Genomic DNA, 18,180 nt, shown 5'->3' on the forward strand with positions numbered 1-18,180 from the left:
CACCGTGTGCTCACGCCTCGACCAGGACGGCACCGGCGGCGCGCCCGTCAATCGCCAGGACGAAGTCCGCGATGTATTGAAGTAGTTCGACGTCCCGCAGGCGATCCGAGCCGACTCCGCCGGTGCGAGGCAGCGGGAGTTGCACGAGCCCGGTCGTTGCCCGGTACTGCGCGCTCGGATAGATCCTCTTGAGCCTGATCTGTTTGGAATCGGGCAGTGACATAGGCGAGATCTTGAGCTGAGTTCCGGTGACGGCGACTTCCTCCAGTTGATACTCGCGGCAGAGCAGTCGAAGCTTGGCCACCGAGATCAGCCGTCGAACCTCTTCGGGCAGTGGGCCGTAGCGATCGACCAGTTCTTCGACTACGGCAGCGATGCCGTCGGAATCAGTTGCCGCAGCGAGCTTGCGGTACCCCTCCAACCTGAGCCTGTCACTGGTGACGTAGTCGGGCGGGATGTGTGCGTCCACCGGTAGGTCGATCCGGACTTCCTTCGTGCCCTCGTCCATGGTGATCGGTTTGCCGTCGGCTGCAGCCCGGAAGGCTTCGACCGCCTCACCGACCAGCCTGACGTACAGATCGAACCCGACCCCCGCGACGTGGCCGGACTGCTCTGCGCCCAGAACGTTTCCGGCTCCACGGATTTCGAGGTCCTTCATCGCGACGGCCATACCCGCGCCGAGGTCCGAATTCTGCGAAATCGTTGCCAGTCGGTCGTATGCCGTTTCCGTCAAAGGCTTTTCGGCCGGGTACAGGAAATAGGCGTATCCACGTTCACGACTACGCCCGACGCGTCCGCGAAGCTGATGCAACTGCGAGAGGCCCAGCGAATCCGCGCGTTCGACGATCAGTGTGTTCGCGTTCGAGATGTCCAGACCGGTTTCGATGATCGTGGTACAGACCAACACGTCGAAGTCGCGTTCCCAGAATCCTTGCACAGTCTTTTCGAGAGTGTCCTCGTTCATCTGACCGTGCGCGACGACGACGCGAGCCTCCGGGACGAGTTCGCGGATCTTCTTGGCTGCCTTGTCGATCGAGCTGACACGGTTGTGAACGTAGAAGACCTGACCGTCGCGCAGAAGTTCACGCCGGATGGCCGCGGCAACCTGCTTGTCCGCATACGCGCCGACGTACGTGAGGATAGGATGACGTTCTTCCGGCGGTGTGAGGATCGTGGACATTTCACGGATCCCGGCCATGCTCATCTCGAGAGTACGAGGAATCGGGGTAGCCGACATCGTCAGGACGTCGACGTGGGTGCGTAGCGCCTTGATGTGTTCCTTGTGCTCGACTCCGAATCGCTGTTCCTCGTCGACGATCACAAGCCCGAGGTCCTTCCAGCGAATACCGGTCTGCAGCAACCTGTGAGTACCGACGACGATGTCGATCTCACCTTCCGCCATGCCGGCGATGATTTCCTTCGAGTCCTTGGCGTCGGTGAACCGGGACAGCCCTCGCACCTTCACCGGGAACGACGCCATTCGTTCGGTGAAGGTCTGAAGATGTTGCTGTGCAAGCAGAGTCGTCGGCACCAGCACCGCCACTTGCTTGCCGTCCTGCACTGCCTTGAACGCGGCGCGGACGGCGATCTCCGTCTTGCCGTACCCGACGTCACCGATGACCACCCGGTCCATCGGAACCGGCTTCTCCATGTCGGCCTTGACCTCACTGATAACGGTCAACTGGTCGATCGTCTCGGTGAACGCGAATGCGTCTTCGAGTTCCTTCTGCCACGGTGTGTCCGGGCCGAACGCATGCCCGGGAGCAGCCTGACGCGCTGCGTAGAGCTGAACCAGCTCGCCCGCGATCTCACGAACTGCCTTGCGGGCCTTACGCTTGGTGTTTGCCCAGTCGGATCCACCGAGCTTGCTCAGCGCCGGCAACTCCCCACCGACGTATCGGGAGAGTTGATCGAGCGATTCCATCGGGACGAACAGACGATCGCCCGGGTGACCGCGCTTGCTCGGCGCGTATTCGATGACCAGGTATTCACGACGCGCCCCACCGATGGTGCGTTCGACCATTTCGACGAACCGGCCGATACCGTGCTGATCATGCACGACCATGTCCCCTGCCGACAGCGCGAGGGGATCAACCTGATTGCGGCGCTTGGCCGGCAAGCGCTTTCCGTCGCCGACCGCAGCAACGCGGTTGCCGGTCAGATCGGACTCGGTGACGATCACCATCCCAGGCGTCGAGTCGTCGCCGGCGAGTACCAGTCCGTCATGCAGTGATCCGCGGAGCACCGCGACCTGTCCACGGGCGGGGGTAGCGCCGGCATCGAGCATCTTGGCGGGCACTTCGGCTTCACCGAGTCGCTCCACGACGCGGCTTGCGGTTCCGGCACCTGCCACCACGATCGCCGCGCGACCGCCCGTGCTCACGTGCGCCCGAAGGCTGACGAACAGCTCGGCCAACAGGTCGTCGGAACCGCGCACCTGCGGTGCCGCATGCACCGGGAGTTCGAGTTCTTCACCGTTTCCCGACGCCAGCGGGCTGACTGTCCACCAGGGTCGGCCGGCAGCTTCGGCAGATTCGCGAACATGACGAAGCGACCGGTACGCGGAGGCACCGAGATCGACTCCTCCGCCGTTGAGGATCGACGTGTCGAGCGGTGCAGCGCCGCCGATCGACGCCGCCGTCCACGATGCTTCCAAGAATTCCTGGCCGGTGCGCACCAGGTCGGTGGCGCGGGTGCGCACCTTTTCCGGATCACACAGAAGAATGTGCGCCCCTTCGGGAAGTACATCGGAAAGTAGTTGCAGTTCACCGGGTTTGAGAACCGGGAGCAGAGCTTCCATCCCCTCGACGGGGATACCTGCCGAGATCTTGTCCAGCATCTCGACCAACGACGCGTCAGCCTGGTTCTCAGCAGCGAGTGCGGCAGCTCGATCACGAACATCAGCTGTCAGAATCAGTTCACGACACGGCGGCGCGATCACGGAATCGACGTCGACGTCCGCTAGCGAACGCTGATCGGCAACTGAGAAGTAGCGAAGCTCCGATACCTCGTCACCCCAGAATTCGATACGGACCGGATGATCCGCCGTCGGCGAGAACAGGTCGAGAATGCCACCACGGACCGCGAACTCACCACGCTTTCCCACCATGTCGACGCGGCTGTACGCCATCTCCACCAGACGAACCAGAACGGAATCGAAATCGATCTCGGTGCCGACGCGCAACGTGATCGGTTCTATCTCGCCCAGGCCTGGCGCCATCGGCTGAACGAGAGAGCGCACCGTGGTGACGATCACCCGAAGTGGCGATCCGTACGAGGCGTCGTCTGGTCTGGCGAGTCTGCGCAGTACCTCCACCCGTCGCCCAACGGTATCCGCGCTCGGCGACAGTCGCTCGTGCGGCAATGTTTCCCACGACGGAAACTGCGCCACTCCTCCACCGAGCATCTCGGTGAGTTCCGAAGTCAGATCGTCGGCTTCACGACCGGTGGCTGTCACCAGCAGCACCGGCGTGCGAGCGGCGAGTGCAGCGGCGATGAACGGTCGAGCCGGCTTCGGAGCCACGATGTCCAAGGCGGCCGATCCGATGGATTCGATCACCGGAGTGAACGCGGCATCTGCGAGGGCGACCTCGGCGAGTCCAGCGAGCGCAGTCTGGGCAGAGGACAAGGAAGTCAACGAACGCGCTCCTGAACAGTGATGACGGGTTGCGGACGCACAGCCCGAGCGCAATATCCCCACCGAGGCAGAGTTGTGCGCCGGTTCGATTCTATCGGTGTGCGATCTCGCAGCGCAGTCCGATCCGTTCAGTTTCCCGTAGCACTCGTCTTCTTCGACGTCCGCTTGGACGGCGAGGATTGTGTGACCGGAGTGATCGGCGGCGCCACGGCCACACTCACGTGCGAGTTGAGCGCCCGAACGCGACCGATCACTTTCGTCGCCTGACCGGTTCTCCGTAGGCGTACAGTCCTGCGACCGTTCGGCGCGAGGTGGAACCAGGAGTCTTCGGGCTCGAAGCACTGCAGTTCGAGGGCAACGTATTGGGCTGAAGCATCCGTCGAGACGTCGACTACCCACTCCGAGTCACCGACGTTGCGCGCTGTGGCAACAAGTCCGACCGATCGCTCGCGAGGCCGCGCCGGACCCCCCAGGAGGTGGACCACTTCGTCCACCATCTCGCCGTCTTCGTCTTCGAGTGTGACGGTGACGGCGTCGTATGTCCGCGCCCCGAACCGAAAGACGTGAGTGAGGTCGGTGAAACGGCCGACAAGGCTGTCCACGGACCAGGTCAGACTTGAATGCGCTTCCACCTTGACCGGTAGCGCGACGTCGACCGGGACGACACCTGACCGACTGTGCGCTCGAAACCTGATCTCGCCGACGACAGGTTCGGCGGTCTCGTTGATCGCGTCGAGCCTCAATCCGTCCATACCGTCGTCCGTGACGAGGAGCGCAATCGGTTTGGCGCTCCTACGGAGCACGAACCACGGAGCTTTGGGGCTGCCGCTCCAATCGAGGACCCCCCATCCCGGTCCGGGCTCCAGGTCTCGCAGTGCGAGTGTCAAGGCGCCGTCGCACCGAGAGTCCGGGCGACGCCAGTATCCGAGCGTCGATGCGAACGCCTCACATACAGCTGCTCGCCCCAGGTCGAGATAGCGTTCCGGGTCGGACCACCGGACTTCACGAGCGTCTTCGCCGAAAAGCGCGTGGACGTAGTGGTCCCGAACATCCTCGAAATCCCACGACGATCCGTTGTCCCGAGGCACCGCGGCTTTCCATGCCGGGTGGTGCCCCGCGACGGCGAGTGAACCGAATTCGTTCTCGATCACCGCATTCGACGGTGGAATCGAAAATGCCAATGATTCGGTCGCAAAACGTACTCGCGCGCTGAGCACGTCGGCCAGTGGACGACGATAGGCACCCACCCCGAAGTAGTGAGCGACCCCGCTTCCGACATGCGTTGCCAATTGCTCGCCCCCGCGAGGCGCCGAGGGGGACGAAGTCACGTACTCGAGTTCGGGTGCCACCGTCGAGATCAACTCCGGCAGTCTCGAATGAATGAGCGGGATGTGTTGATCGACCAAGCCCAGCATGGTCGGCTGCTGTTCGGTCTCGCTGCCGCCGCAGAAGACTGCCAAAGCGGGATTTCCGCGCACTCTGTGCAAGAACTCGGTGACCTCGGAGGCAACGAGTTCGAAGAATTCGTCGGTGTCGGGCGGATCGAGCGTCGCCAACATCATGTCCTGCCACACGAGAATGCCCAGTCGCGCGCATTCCTCCCAGAAGTGGTCGCTCTCGTAGACCATCGTCCCCGGGATTCGAATCATGTTCAGGCCGGCCTCTGCCAGGCGTTCCAAGACGCGAGTGGTGCCGGCGTCGCCTTGAAGCGAGATCGGGTCGGTCGGCACCCACACCGAACCACGGCAGTACACCCGGATGCCGTTGACATACAAACGGAATCCACCATCGGATCTGTCGAACTCCACCGTCCGGAAGCCAACTGAACCGAGATGCTCGGAGACTCCGACCGCTTCCATCGTCACCCGATAAGTGCGCGGGGTGCCATGAGTGTGCGGCCACCACAACTGCGCGTCCGGCACTTCGACGACGCCGGACACCTCGAGAAATCCATCCGGTCCGGCGGATACAGCCAATTGCCGCGAGTGATCGCCGACGCGCACGGTCACGTACTCCAGCGAGGCCGGCAATCCGGTGAGCCGAGCACTGACGGCAACACGACCGGTTGTGCCGTCAACACTCGCATGCTTGACAGCAGAGACTAAGGCGGCAATCCCCTTGTCCAACAAGCGGATACCCCGCCACGGACCCACCGGTACCGGTACACCACTGAACACGGGAGCCATACCGAGCATCGTGGTTCGTATCCACCGAAGACCCTGTTCACGGACCATCGACGATCGCCAACGTCCTCGAGGACGCCTCGATCTCAAAATCGCGGAGAGAGAATGAAAATGAACAGCCACCTGGACACGTTTACCAGCGCCGACTCCGGCCGGAATGCTCACTTCCCCAGGTGCGAACATGGATTCAGTGGACGCGACACGGACACCGCCGATCCAGACATCCGCAAACGCCGTCATACCGTCGAACTGGAGCAGCCACGACCCCTCACCAGTCGTGGCCACGGTAGTCACGAACCACCAGTCCGACGATGAAACGGATGATTCTGAAACAGACGACGACGAAACGGACTTCGTGCGTCCGGCGTCCGTCTGCTCCGCACGTAACGCACCGACGACTGTTCCAGGCACGGACGCTGCGACCCACTCGGTCACGGCTTCGAGGGCATCCGGGTCAGATATGGATCCGGGTTCGGTTGCAGCGCATCGCCATATCGCGCCGGCCAGCAGGTCTGCTGACGAACGAGGCACTGTCAGACCAACCTCAGGTGTCGATGCGAGTCGACGCCGACTGTGTCGGCAACGATTTCCATCGCCCTCTTCCACGACACGGCCATCTCGTCGAGTTGCTCACGCGGGTCCACCGCGCGACCCCTGGAGGCACGCGCCATCTGAAACTGCACGCTCTTGGCACCGGATGCCACTTTGCGGAAATCTGGCGCAGCTTCGCCTGTCCCGGAGAAACCTGCAGTGTCCAAGAACTCGCTGGCGTCGGCAGCCAGCTCCGCGCTGGCCCCGCACTGACGAAGTAGCCCGAAGGACCAGAGGTGAAAGGCATCCATACCCGCCCCCTGCACCCATTCGAGGTCTTCGATCACCTTGCGTCCCAGCTCTCGCACGGGATTACCCACCGCTCGAACCGCTACATTCCGCCGAGCCACTTCGGCGATGTTTCCGGCGTTGGTCGCGTGAACCGGATTCAACCTGATCTGTTCGACATAGGGCACGAACGAAGGAAGTGAGGAACGATCGAGATCGAAGACGCCGGAGAAATCGTCGCCTCGCAGCAAGTAGTACCCGCTGTTGTGAAAGTACTCGAGCTCGCCGGCAACGCGATCGATCCGATTGGGCACGATCGTGGTCTTGGTGTGCCCCTCGTGATAGCTCGTTCCAAGAGTGTCGGGAAGCCAGTATCCGTCCACTTCAACCGTCGACAGCATCCCAACCGCGAGGTTGTCCTCGACATGGATCAGCGGTGCCCGCCAGACGTTCATCTCGGCGACTTCGATTCCGTACAGCGCGTAGATGTCCTCGGCCTTGAGCTTGAGGAACGTCCACTGAGTCCCGTCGAACCGCGATGAGAAGGCACATGCCAATGCCGGGACGGGGTCCAACCCCAGCGAATGCAACACTTCGATCCACAGATCCGTGTAGCAGTTGGTCTGCGCCCACACGCGGTCGTCCTGGTGCAACGAATGGGGCCGGTAGCGATCAGGTGAAATGTCGATGAGCCGTGACATCAGATGCCCATTCGTTCACGAACGGAGGTTGGCCATGCAGCCACGTCAAGACCATGAGTCCGCAACAAGGACAACGCGATTCGCTCCATCCCGAAGCCGACGCACGAGCTGTGTGCCACCTCCCCCTCCGCCGTTCGGATGTCGAAGTTGACACCGAAATGGTCGAGATGGTTGTTCGAGGACACGATCGCCGTGCCCTCGTCGAGATCTCCGTAGAGCCGAACTGTCAGTTCCGTCTTGAGATTCTCTTCACGCTGGTTGGCTGCAAGCATCTTTCCGGCGCGCCCGAAGAAAGGATCATTGGCGATCACCGGGGTAGCGTCGAGTTCGAGCCGGCCGAGCACCTCGAGCCCCCGCTCGATCCAGTGCTCGCGATGCGCTCGCGCTGCCGCGGCGTCACCGATCGTCACGAACTCGTGCATCCGAAACGCTTGCATGCGAGCCGGATCGATGGCCGGTTCGTGCCGGAAGCAAAAACCGTAGATGTCCAGCAGCACGCCGCCTTCGGGCAGAACTCCGGTGTACCGCGCATAGGCAGGATGGCACGCTGCGGACACGAGCATGGTCTCGGTCGGCTCGAGGTGGCGGTCCCACGATTGTCCGTCGGCGCGATCGGCCAGCAGTCGCGCGTGATCGCGATTGGAACCGGCGAAGGTGTTGATGGCGCCGGTGAGGTTGGGAAACGAAGCGATGTAGTCGGTGCGCTCGAAACTGCTCCGCGGGAACACCGGCGGGAACCGCAGCCGAGTCGCGGCGTCGCCTGGCCCCGCTGCAATCACCACTCGGTCGATACCGTCGACGATGTCCTCGAACACTCCGGAACGCCCGTAGAGTCCCGGCACCTCCGTCTCGACGAGAAGTCCTTCGACGAGCAGTTCACGTTGAAATGCAGCCCGGGCCCGATCCAGATCGGTCTCGCCTGTCACAGTCTCGGTCGTCACAGTCTCGTTCGTCATAGCGTTCCCCGGTATCCGATAGCCATGTGCGCTGAACCTGCCATGATTCGATCGTTGTTCACCATCACCGCTGCGCCGTGCGCGTCACGAAGGTGCCGACCGAGCGAGAATTCGGTGTCCTCGCGATATCCCGAGATTCCACAGATCAACATTGTCTGCCCCACGATTTCCACCACCGCTGTCGACGCTGTGACTTTCAGGTTGTTCATTGCGAGCGAAAATCCCACCGCTCCCGTCGCCTCGAAATCGGCAACGCCTTCCTCCGCGTGGACTGCGCGGTCGTACCTGCGTGCAGAGGCGCCGACGAGATCGGCGAATTGTTGTGCCGAAGCGGCAACTTCGGCGAGCCGCAGCGCTCCGGGGGAAGTGACCCCGGGCTGCTTGCGGGCGGCGGCACGCACGTACTTGCGCGCCTTCTCGACTGCAGCGTCGGCAATTCCCAACCACACCGAACTCCAGACGACGTGCGAGACCGGAAGCATCGTGTGGGTGGAGATATCGGAATACGGTACGTCGGCGACCATCTCCGGCGTCGAGGTGGCCCGAAGGATGTAACCGAGACTGCAAGTTCCCCTCAGCCCCAGCGTGTTCCACTCGGTGGTGCGTTCGAGCGTCAGGTCTGGGGTACGACACACCACGAGAACCTGATCGTTCGGCTGACTCTCCGGTGTTCGCCGAGCCGTCACGACTATCGCGTCGGAGTGTTCACCGTACGAAATGACAGGCGCGTTCTTGATCAACAGCAGGTGACCGCCCAAGTCTTCCACCGCGCAGTAACTCCGGCTGACGTCACCACCGATTCCCAGCTCAGTGGTTGCCGATGCCAACAGCAATTGCTTGTCGACCGTTTCTTCGACAAACTCGCGTAGTGCTTCGGTGTTGCCGTGCTTGACCAACGAGTATATCTGCGTCTGATGCATCGCGAAAATCATTCCGCTTGCTGCACAGCGTGTTCCGATCACACGGGCGATCTGCGACACTTCCTGCAGCGAGAGCCCTTCGCCGCCTAGTTCCCTCGGCACAGCTACGGACAGCAGCCGTTCGCTTCGCATGGCGTCGACAGCTTCACGCGGAAACCTTGCTTCTGCATCGACTTCGTCGGCCCACACCGCTGCAACTTCGTCGGCCAACCGTGCGGCCCGCTCGAGGGCCGTTCCGGTGGAGCACTGCGATTGCGGAGCGTTCATGCAGCACCCAACTCCGTCAACGCACCCTCGATCGCCTTGACGCTTGCGAAAGTACTCTTCCGCAACAACTCGTCAGGGAACTCGATGTCGAACGAATCCTCCAGCGCCAACATGACATTCACGCTCGCGTGCGACGTCAAACCCAACTCGTAAAGATCGGCCTCTCCGTCGATCGTGCTCACGTCGACTGCCAGCCGACCGTGCTCGACGAGCACTTTCCGAATTGCCTGATCAATCATCAGCGATGTCGTCCTTCTTTTCGATGCGAGCGCCCGAGCGTGTTGCGATCACCATTGCGATGGCCACGTCCGCTTCGTGCGAGATAGATACTTGAAAATCGTGCAGATCCTGGGCCCGCGCGAGTTCCGCGGCATTACCGGACAGTGTCACCCCACAGCCACCCCACTCGGCCCGAGTGATTTCGATGGAACTCCACGGAACGGGAACGTCACCAGGCCGCAGTACCTTCACCACAGCCTCTTTGGCGGCGAAACGTGCAGCCAATCGTTGATCCCGCGCCGGCCCGGCGCACGTCTGCAATTCGTGCGGGGTGAAGGTCCGATCGAGATACCTCCGCCCGAAGAGTTCGATACTTCGAGTGACATCCACGACGTTCACTACGTCACAGCCGATCCGCGGGCCGATGTCGAGCATCGGCGTCGGCGCAGTGTCACCCATCTGTTGACTCCCCATCTGGGGTCGTACACGCCGGGCAGCCCCCTATGCTGCCCGGTGCGCCGACGCCGTCACCCTGCCCTGACAAACCTTCATTATCAGCAATTCTTCAGCTACCGATAGAACATACCGCAATCCGAAGATTGACGGCAAGATCGGACTTCCAGATTCCCATCAACACTATAAACATACTCTCAGTTTGTTTCGAATGCAGAATAAAGAGAACAATGTCCCTACCAGGACATTTGCAGCAAATTGACCAAAGGAGCAGTGCGGAGAGCCAGTGATTTCAGTGATCACTGGCAAGGCGACGGGCCGCGAATTGCCTGAAGTACTCCACTTTCGATTCCGGGACCACGATCGGAAGTATCAGATTCCACGATGCCTTCATGGAGTCCGAAAGCTCACGAACGGTCCCGGTCGCGGCTGCCATCAGCCGAACTCCCGACGCAACTTCCAACAGGAAACGAGCAATGTCAGCAGAATCCGCGTCCGAACGCAGATCACCTTCGTCGGCGGCACGGCTGGCAAGTTCACGGTAAATGTCGAGCCACACGTCCAGAGTCGCCGGCCCGGAGCCCCGGTAGTCCCCGATCTCGACCAACAAGCGGAACGTCGCTCTAACCATGGCGTCATGCGCACCGATGTCGACGATGACCGACGAAATACCGATCAGTGACTCGAGTGCGGGAGTTCGACGGTCCAACCAGAGCTCACATTTTGCGTCGAAACGTGCCGAACCCTCGTCTATCACCGCCCGCGCGAGTTCTTCCTTGGACCCGAAATGGAAGTACAGGGCGCCTTTCGTCACCTGCGACTCGGCGATGATCTCGCTCAAGCTGGCATTGGCATAGCCCAGGCGCAAGAACACACCCGCTGCTCCGCGCAGCACCGAATCACGGGTGGCTTCTGCCCGCTCTTGCCTCACCATCGATCCGGCCTCCAATCACCACACATCGAACGAATTCTTGGTCTTACCCGTTCACAGCGTCAAAATGGATGGCACGGTTCGGCATTCAACCCACCCTGCAAACAAATGAGACATTTGCCCATCAAACGATCGTGATACAGCGAACACAGCTTAGACCGCGATCCATCTCTGCGCGGCAGGCGCGCCTGGTTAACCCTCCAATTGTGGATCGGCTTCCAGATTCGTCAGCCCATTCCAACACAAATTCACGAGGTGAGCGGCGACAACTTCCTTCGACGGAGTCCGTTCGTCGAGCCACCAAGTAGCCGTAGTAGACACCATGCCGACAAGCGCCTGTGCGTACATCGTTGCTAGTCCGGGGTCGAAACCGCGTCTGGAGAAGTCCCCCGCCAACAGGTAGCCCACCTGACTGATCGCGTCGTTGAGGAGGCTCGAATATGTCCCACTGGGCGCGACAACGGACGAATCGCGCACGAGTATCCGAAATCCGTCGGTGTGCTCTTCCACGTAGGTGAGCAAAGCCAACGCAACCCGCTCGACTCGAACTCTCGAGCGATTTTGTGAGAGCGAAGACGTGATCATCTCGAGGAGTCGCGACATCTCCCGGTCCACTACGACGGCGTACAGCCCCTCCTTGCCGCCGAAGTGCTCGTACACGACAGGCTTGGACACGTTCGCGCGCTGGGCGATCTCCTCGATCGAGGTCGCTTCGTATCCCCGTTCGGCGAACAATGCCCGCCCGATCTCGATCAGCTGTTGCCGACGTTGGGTACCGGTCATCCGGATCCGTGTCACTCGTTCGGGAACTGGATCCCCGCCACCCGAACCGGACACCGTCGCCATTGTCTTCCTCTCGCCGACACACAAATTACTGCTGTGGACGCTCAGCCTATCGGGACTTCAGGGGCCCGATCGGAGGAGCGGTTCGACCTACGGCGGGTCGGCATGCGATTATTCTTTCGCGCGTTCGGCCGCAAGGCTCGGCAATGCGTGGCAATCCGCCGTGGTGTAATGGCAGCACCTCTGATTTTGGTTCAGATAGTTCAGGTTCGAGTCCTGGCGGCGGAGCTGGTGAACAACATGCTTTCCCGAGCGGAATGTATGTCTTGATCGACAGTTTGATCGACAGAGGGAGCTCAAACCAGTGCAGACCGCCGTGATCGTTCTCGCAGCGGGTGCCGGTACACGAATGAAGTCGAAGACTCCCAAGGTCCTCCACACTCTCGCCGGACGCAGCATGCTGGCACATTCGCTTCACGCGGCAACCTCACTGAATCCCACGCACCTGGTGACCGTCGTCGGTCACGATCGTGAGCGTGTCACCGAAGCCGTGAACGCAGTCGCCGGGGAACTGGACCGTTCCGTCACCGTCGCTGTTCAGGACGAGCAGAAGGGCACCGGGCACGCTGTCAGTTGTGGGCTCGAGGGGTTGCCGGCCGACTTCTCCGGGACCGTACTCGTCACAGCCGCCGACGTGCCTCTGCTCGACGGCAAGACCATCGCAGACCTCCTCGCCCAGCACACGGCTGCTCCCGCGGCCGCGGTGACGGTGTTGACGTCGACGGCCGTCGACCCCACCGGCTACGGGCGAATCCTTCGTACGACGGACGGCGAGGTGAACGCCATAGTCGAGGAGAAGGAAGCCACCGATTCGCAGCGCTCGATCACCGAGGTCAATTCAGGGGTCTACGCCTTCGACTTCGAAACTCTGCGCGACGCGCTAGCGTCCCTCGACTCCAACAACGCACAACACGAGTTCTATCTCACCGATGTGATCATGATCGCCCGTCGCGCGGGCAAGCGTGTTCGTGCTCAGCACATCGCGGATTCGGTTCTCGTCGCGGGGGCCAACGATCGCGTGCAGCTCTCGACGCTCGCCCGCGAGATGAACCGTCGGATCCTCGAGAAGTGGATGCGTGCCGGCGTCACCGTCGTCGATCCTGCGAGCACATGGATAGATTGCGGCGTGCACGTCGCACAGGACGCTACGCTCCTGCCCGGAGTTCAGTTGACCGGCACGACCTCGGTGGGCGAAGACGCCGTGATCGGCCCGGATACCACCTTGGACGACGTGAGAGTCGGTGAGCGCGCAGTCGTCGTCCGCTCGCACGGGACCGACTCCGTTGTCGGCGCGGACGCGACTGTCGGCCCCTTCGCCTATCTCCGGCCTGGTACCCGCCTCGGGGCACACGGCAAGATCGGCGCTTACGTGGAAACCAAGAACGCGGATATCGGCGAGCATTCGAAGATTCCGCATCTTACCTACGTCGGCGACGCCACCATCGGCCATCACAGCAATATCGGAGCTTCGAGCGTCTTCGTCAATTACGACGGGGTGAACAAGAGCCGTACTGTGGTGGGGTCGCATGTCCGAACAGGCTCCGACACCATGTTCGTCGCCCCTCTCGTCGTGGGAGACGGCGCATACACGGGTGCGGGCACGGTCTTGAAGAACGACGTACCGCCTGGGGCGCTCGCCGTCTCGGGTGGGGTGCAGCGCAACATCGAGGGCTGGGTCCAGAAGAATCGTCCCGGCACACCCGCGGCCGATGCCGCTGCAGCAGCTGCACAACCTGACGGCCCTGCAACAACCTGACAGCCCTGCACAACAGACAGCACAGATCACCACCAGATCGACCGGCAAGTACAAAAGGACGGCATGAACCAGTGACTGCGAATTGGATCGACAACCAGAAGAACCTGATGTTGTTCTCGGGTCGCGCACATCCCGAGTTGGCGGAGCAGGTGGCGAAGGAACTCGACATCCGCGTCACCCCGCAGACCGCGCGCGACTTCGCGAACGGTGAGATCTTCGTTCGATTCGAAGAGTCGGTTCGCGGCTCCGATGCGTTCGTCCTGCAGAGTCATCCGGCACCGCTGAACACGTGGGTGATGGAGCAGCTCATCATGATCGACGCTCTCAAGCGTGGATCGGCAAAGCGCATCACCGCCGTTCTTCCGTTCTACCCGTACGCCCGCCAGGACAAGAAGCATCGCGGACGCGAGCCGATCTCCGCTCGCCTGATTGCCGACCTGCTCAAGACCGCCGGCGCCGATCGCATCATCACGGTCGACCTGCATACCGATCAGATCCAGGGCTTTTTCGACGGCCCCGTCGATCACATGCACGCACACAGCCAGTTGGCCAACCACATTCGCGCGGGCTACAACCTCGAGAACATCACGGTGGTGTCCCCCGACTCGGGCCGCGTTCGTGTCGCCGAGAAGTGGGCCGACTCGCTCGGCGGAGCACCGCTGGCATTCATTCACAAGACGCGCGACCCGTTGGTACCCAACCAGGTCAAGTCCAACCGCGTCGTCGGTGAGGTCGAAGGTCGCACCTGCATCCTGATCGACGACATGATCGACACCGGCGGAACCATCGCCGGCGCGGTCAAGGTGCTCAAGGAGGCCGGTGCAGGTGACGTCGTCATCGCTGCAACCCACGGCGTCCTCTCCGACCCTGCGGCCGAGCGTCTGTCGACGTGTGGCGCGAAGGAAGTTGTTGTCACCAACACACTTCCGATCGACGAGTCGAAGAAGTTCCCGACGCTGACGGTGCTGTCCATCGCACCGCTGCTCGCTCGCACCATCAAGGAAGTTTTCGAGAACGGTTCTGTGACTTCACTGTTCAACGGCAGCGCCTAGTCTCGCGCCGCACGACGGGCGCGTACCTGTGACTTCACGGTCACCGGTACGCGCCCGTCGTCGTCTTCGTGAAGGTCTCAGAAACAGACCACCCGGTCATCATGAAACCACCTGTGGGACACACGAATACCGCCGAATGCGACGATTGGCATGATCTTGATCACGCTACCGTCGAGAAACCCAGGTCGATGTTGGGGCGGTGTTCACCGCGCCGCAATCTTCGCCTAGTGTGGCTCGTCGTGATCGACGCGCAAACCCTGGAATCCCGGCCCGAATCTCATTCCCTGAATTCATCAGTTCCGACGATCCGGCGGTGGCGCCCAGGATCTTGTGTCTGGTGCGGAGACGACAACTCCGTGGACATGTTCCGCAACGAACCCCGCTGCGGAAAATGCCGTGAAAACGAAGGCATCATCGACGACGCCAAGCGCTTCCTCGGCATGTACGGTCTGCGCCCGCTCGGCGGCACGCTGCAGTCCGACGACGACGAAGAGCGCGAGTACCGCGTCAACGCACGCGAGGCACGCCGAGTCCTGAACGAGATCCGTATGGACGTCCTTCCCGATGCGGCCGCTGTTCGCAAGGCAATTCGGCCCCGCGCCGCAACGGTTGTCGCCGACACGTCACCCGCACGCGCTTCCCGCCCCGCCAGCACGGGCACAGCGACGCGTGTTGCCGCTCCGGTCAAGACCGACACCGTGGACATCGACACGCTCCAGACGCGCGTCCTAGGGCTTCTCGATCAGCTCGGTTCGATCGACGAGCAGATCAAGGTCGCCGAACTCGCACAAGGGTTGCCGGCTCGCGCACGACTGAGCGATCTGAACAAGCAGAAGGCCACGGTTCTTCGCACGCTGGCCGCTCTCGAGAAGGCCCGCATCGCCGCCTCCAACTAATTCTCCTCGCGTCCGTCCCACGGCCCCGTCTCACTTGCGAGACGGGGCCGTTCTGTATGAGCAGGTACCTTTACGAATCGTGAATGACATCACCATCACTTTCGTCGTGCTTGCACTGGTCGTGGCGCTGTTCGTGATCGGCCGAATCCCGGTCGGCATCATCGCGATCGGCACTGCCCTGGCGCTGTACGCCACCGGTGTGATCACGATGGAGCAGGCGCTCGCCGGATTCGGCGATCCCACGGTGGTGTTCATCGCCGCGCTTTTTGTCGTCAGCGAAGCCCTCGACGCCACCGGTGTCACCACATGGGCGGGCGAGAAACTGCTGGCGAAAGTCGGCGAATCCCGAGTCCGTCTCGTGAGTGCGATCATGTTGCTGGTTGCCGCGTTGACCGCATTGATCAGCGTCAACGGGGCCGTAGCCGCGTTGGTACCGATGGTGGTCGTCTTGGCGGTACGTCTCGGTAAATCGACGTCACAACTGCTTCTGCCGTTGGCATTTGCCGCCCATGCCGGATCGATGCTCACCTTGACCGGAACACCGGTCAACATCATCGTTTCCGAAGCCGCCGAGGAATCCGGGGCCGGTGCTTTCGGGTTCTTCAGTTTCACCTTGGTCGGTGCGCCGCTCGTATTGGGAACGATTGCGATCGCCGTACTTCTCGGTCCTCACGTCCTCCCCCATCGTGCGGGGACGTCGATGTCGCCTGACCTGAGCCGGCATGCCAAGACCCTCGCGAAGCAGTATCAGCTCATGGGAAAGGATGCGCCGTCCGCAGAGCCCTTGATCACCAAGCACTACGGCGTGGTCGAAGTGATCATCCCGCCGCGCTCGGAAATGATCGGCGACAGGGCTTTTCCGGGCATGGTGACCGACAGTGGAGATCTGGTGATACTCGCAGTCCAGCGCGCCGGTGAGGACTGCGGCCCCAAGGACGTCAAGTTGGCGGCCGGTGACACGCTTCTCCTGCAAGGAAGCTGGGACGATCTCGACACCCACACCTCCGTCGATCCGAACGTCCTCGTGGTCGACGCACCTGCCCAGATCCGTAAGCAGGCAGCCCCGTTGGGAACCCGCGCGGTCATCGCTCTCGTCGTCGTTGCGGCGATGGTAGTGATGCTGACGTTCGGATTGGTGCCGTCCGCGATAGCCGGACTCCTCGCGGCATGTGCGATGGTGCTGCTACGAGTCATCAGCGTCGAGCAGGCGCATCGGTCCATCTCGTGGACAACGTTGATTCTCGTCGGCGGAATGATCCCGCTGTCGACCGCAATCCAGCAGACCGGCGCGGCCGAAAAGCTCGCGCATGCGTTTGTCGACGTCGTCGGTGGGGCAAGCCCGTATGTCGTCGTCGCTGGACTCTTCGTCGTGACGGCGACTCTGGGCCAGCTGATCAGCAACACTGCAACCGCGTTGATCATCACGCCGATCGCGATCTCGGTCGCCATCGAACTCGACATCTCGGTGCTGCCCCTTCTGATGACGGTCACCGTCGCTGCCGCGGCCTCCTTCCTGACGCCTGTAGCCACTCCCGCGAACATGATGGTGATGGGCCCTGGTGGTTACAAGTTCGGCGACTACTGGAAGCTCGGACTCCCGATGTTGTTGTGGTTCCTTATAGTTGCAACGGTGTTGATCCCAGTGATCTGGAGTTTCTGATGTGCTCACCGAAGGTCTTGTCGGAGGTCTACGAATCGATCGGACGCGAAGGCAGGAAGGTCAGCCGTCGATCGATGTTCGCGGCGCTGGGCACCGGTGCCCTCGGCGCGACCGTCATGGCCGGCGCTGTACAGCCCACTGCGTCGGCAGCACCACCAGGTCAGACCATCGTCGATCTGACCCACGTACTGACGCCGGAGTTCCCGGTGTGGCCGGGCGCGCGCTCGTTCGAGATGAGGAACCTGGCGAAGATCGCCGACGCCGGCGGGTCTCTGGGCTCGCTCGGCTCCGCCGGGTCAGGTGGAAACTTCTACCTCAACGAACTCCGCCTCGAAGAACACACTGGTACTCACATCGACGCTCCCGCACACGCCAGTGCGGACGGAATCACCGTCGAGAAGATTCCCGTCGCCGACCTCGTCGTGCCGATTGCGGTCGTCGACATCAGTGCCCGAGCCTCCGTCGACCCCGACACACTGCTCACCCGCCAGGACATCCTCGATTGGGAGTCCCTCCACGGGACCATCGCTCCCCGCAGCCTGGTTGCGATGAACTCGGGTTGGGATACCCGGGCCGGTGCCGGTGGCGCCTTCACGAATCGAGATGCACTCGGCGTGCAACACACACCGGGATTCAACCCCGAGGCGATCGACTTTCTCGTCCGCGAGCGCAACATCGTCGCCGTGGGCTCGGACACCCTCAGCATCGACGCGGGCCGAAGCACCACCCACGGGGCTCACCGAAGTGCTTTGGGCTCAGGAAAGTACGCAGTCGAAGCCCTCGCAAATCTGTCCGCACTTCCGGCGGTCGGCGCCACGGTGATGGTGGGAGCGCCGACGCATGCGGGTGGTTCGGGTGGTCCGTGCCGGGTCATCGCCTGGTACTGA

General features: G+C 62.0%; 14 protein-coding genes and 1 tRNA gene. 6 read left to right on the top strand and 9 right to left on the bottom strand.

Features of this window, described 5'->3' with window-relative positions; all coding sequences use genetic code 11:
- Positions 1–10: 10 nt before the first annotated feature.
- From mfd to ATN38_RS03920, 9 genes are all read right to left on the bottom strand, one after another.
- A complete protein-coding gene (mfd, locus tag ATN38_RS03880; RefSeq protein WP_042449219.1) occupies positions 11–3,637 on the bottom strand; it encodes a transcription-repair coupling factor in 3,627 nt (1,208 codons plus the stop codon).
- 128 nt (positions 3,638–3,765) lie between these two features.
- A complete protein-coding gene (locus tag ATN38_RS03885) occupies positions 3,766–6,351 on the bottom strand; it encodes a glycosyl hydrolase (RefSeq protein WP_218747600.1) in 2,586 nt (861 codons plus the stop codon).
- A gap of 2 nt (positions 6,352–6,353) precedes the next feature.
- Positions 6,354–7,340 carry a DUF1839 family protein gene (locus ATN38_RS03890; RefSeq protein WP_081558197.1) on the bottom strand — a complete coding sequence of 329 codons (987 nt, stop codon included), beginning with the start codon at positions 7,338–7,340 and terminating at the stop codon, positions 6,354–6,356.
- Positions 7,340–8,296 (bottom strand): amino acid--[acyl-carrier-protein] ligase, encoded by a 957-nt coding sequence (locus ATN38_RS03895; RefSeq protein ID WP_054781160.1) that lies wholly within the window; start codon positions 8,294–8,296, stop codon positions 7,340–7,342. The genes ATN38_RS03890 and ATN38_RS03895 overlap by 1 nt, the downstream gene beginning before the upstream one ends.
- The gene (locus ATN38_RS03900; RefSeq protein WP_042448906.1) at positions 8,293–9,483 is read right to left on the bottom strand and encodes an acyl-CoA dehydrogenase family protein; all 1,191 of its coding nucleotides are present in this window, start codon (positions 9,481–9,483) and stop codon (positions 8,293–8,295) included. Before ATN38_RS03900 ends, ATN38_RS03895 begins: the two co-directional genes overlap by 4 nt.
- A complete protein-coding gene (locus tag ATN38_RS03905) occupies positions 9,480–9,722 on the bottom strand; it encodes an acyl carrier protein (RefSeq protein WP_003946296.1) in 243 nt (80 codons plus the stop codon). The genes ATN38_RS03900 and ATN38_RS03905 overlap by 4 nt, the downstream gene beginning before the upstream one ends.
- On the bottom strand, positions 9,715–10,161 hold the full coding sequence (locus tag ATN38_RS03910; RefSeq protein ID WP_003946314.1) for a holo-ACP synthase: 447 nt from the start codon (positions 10,159–10,161) through the stop codon (positions 9,715–9,717). The genes ATN38_RS03905 and ATN38_RS03910 overlap by 8 nt, the downstream gene beginning before the upstream one ends.
- A 286-nt stretch (positions 10,162–10,447) precedes the next feature.
- The gene (locus tag ATN38_RS03915; protein ID WP_003946317.1) at positions 10,448–11,089 is read right to left on the bottom strand and encodes a ScbR family autoregulator-binding transcription factor; all 642 of its coding nucleotides are present in this window, start codon (positions 11,087–11,089) and stop codon (positions 10,448–10,450) included.
- Between the two features lie 189 nt (positions 11,090–11,278).
- The gene (locus ATN38_RS03920) at positions 11,279–11,932 is read right to left on the bottom strand and encodes a TetR/AcrR family transcriptional regulator (RefSeq protein WP_003946303.1); all 654 of its coding nucleotides are present in this window, start codon (positions 11,930–11,932) and stop codon (positions 11,279–11,281) included.
- Positions 11,933–12,086: 154 nt separating this feature from the next.
- On the opposite strand from ATN38_RS03920, the gene ATN38_RS03925 reads away from it, so the two are divergent.
- The 6 genes from ATN38_RS03925 to ATN38_RS03950 all read left to right on the top strand — a co-directional run bounded on the left by ATN38_RS03925 (position 12,087) and on the right by ATN38_RS03950 (position 18,180).
- Positions 12,087–12,157 (top strand) — tRNA-Gln (locus ATN38_RS03925).
- Between the two features lie 76 nt (positions 12,158–12,233).
- Positions 12,234–13,685 (top strand): bifunctional UDP-N-acetylglucosamine diphosphorylase/glucosamine-1-phosphate N-acetyltransferase GlmU, encoded by a 1,452-nt coding sequence (gene glmU, locus ATN38_RS03930; RefSeq protein WP_218747602.1) that lies wholly within the window; start codon positions 12,234–12,236, stop codon positions 13,683–13,685.
- Between the two features lie 71 nt (positions 13,686–13,756).
- Positions 13,757–14,737, top strand: coding sequence for a ribose-phosphate diphosphokinase (locus ATN38_RS03935; RefSeq protein ID WP_003946284.1), 981 nt, complete (start codon positions 13,757–13,759; stop codon positions 14,735–14,737).
- Between the two features lie 239 nt (positions 14,738–14,976).
- Entirely contained in the window at positions 14,977–15,633 is a 657-nt protein-coding gene (locus ATN38_RS03940; RefSeq protein ID WP_030536285.1) for a hypothetical protein, read from the top strand.
- A 79-nt stretch (positions 15,634–15,712) separates the two neighbouring features.
- On the top strand, positions 15,713–17,293 hold the full coding sequence (locus tag ATN38_RS03945) for an SLC13 family permease (RefSeq protein ID WP_218747604.1): 1,581 nt from the start codon (positions 15,713–15,715) through the stop codon (positions 17,291–17,293).
- Complete coding sequence (locus ATN38_RS03950; protein ID WP_218747606.1) at positions 17,293–18,180, top strand: cyclase family protein; 888 nt, start codon at positions 17,293–17,295, stop codon at positions 18,178–18,180. The genes ATN38_RS03945 and ATN38_RS03950 overlap by 1 nt, the downstream gene beginning before the upstream one ends.

Source organism: Rhodococcus sp. FH8 (assembly GCF_019266085.1).
In the GTDB taxonomy this organism is placed as follows: Bacteria; Actinomycetota; Actinomycetes; order Mycobacteriales; family Mycobacteriaceae; genus Rhodococcus_F; species Rhodococcus_F qingshengii.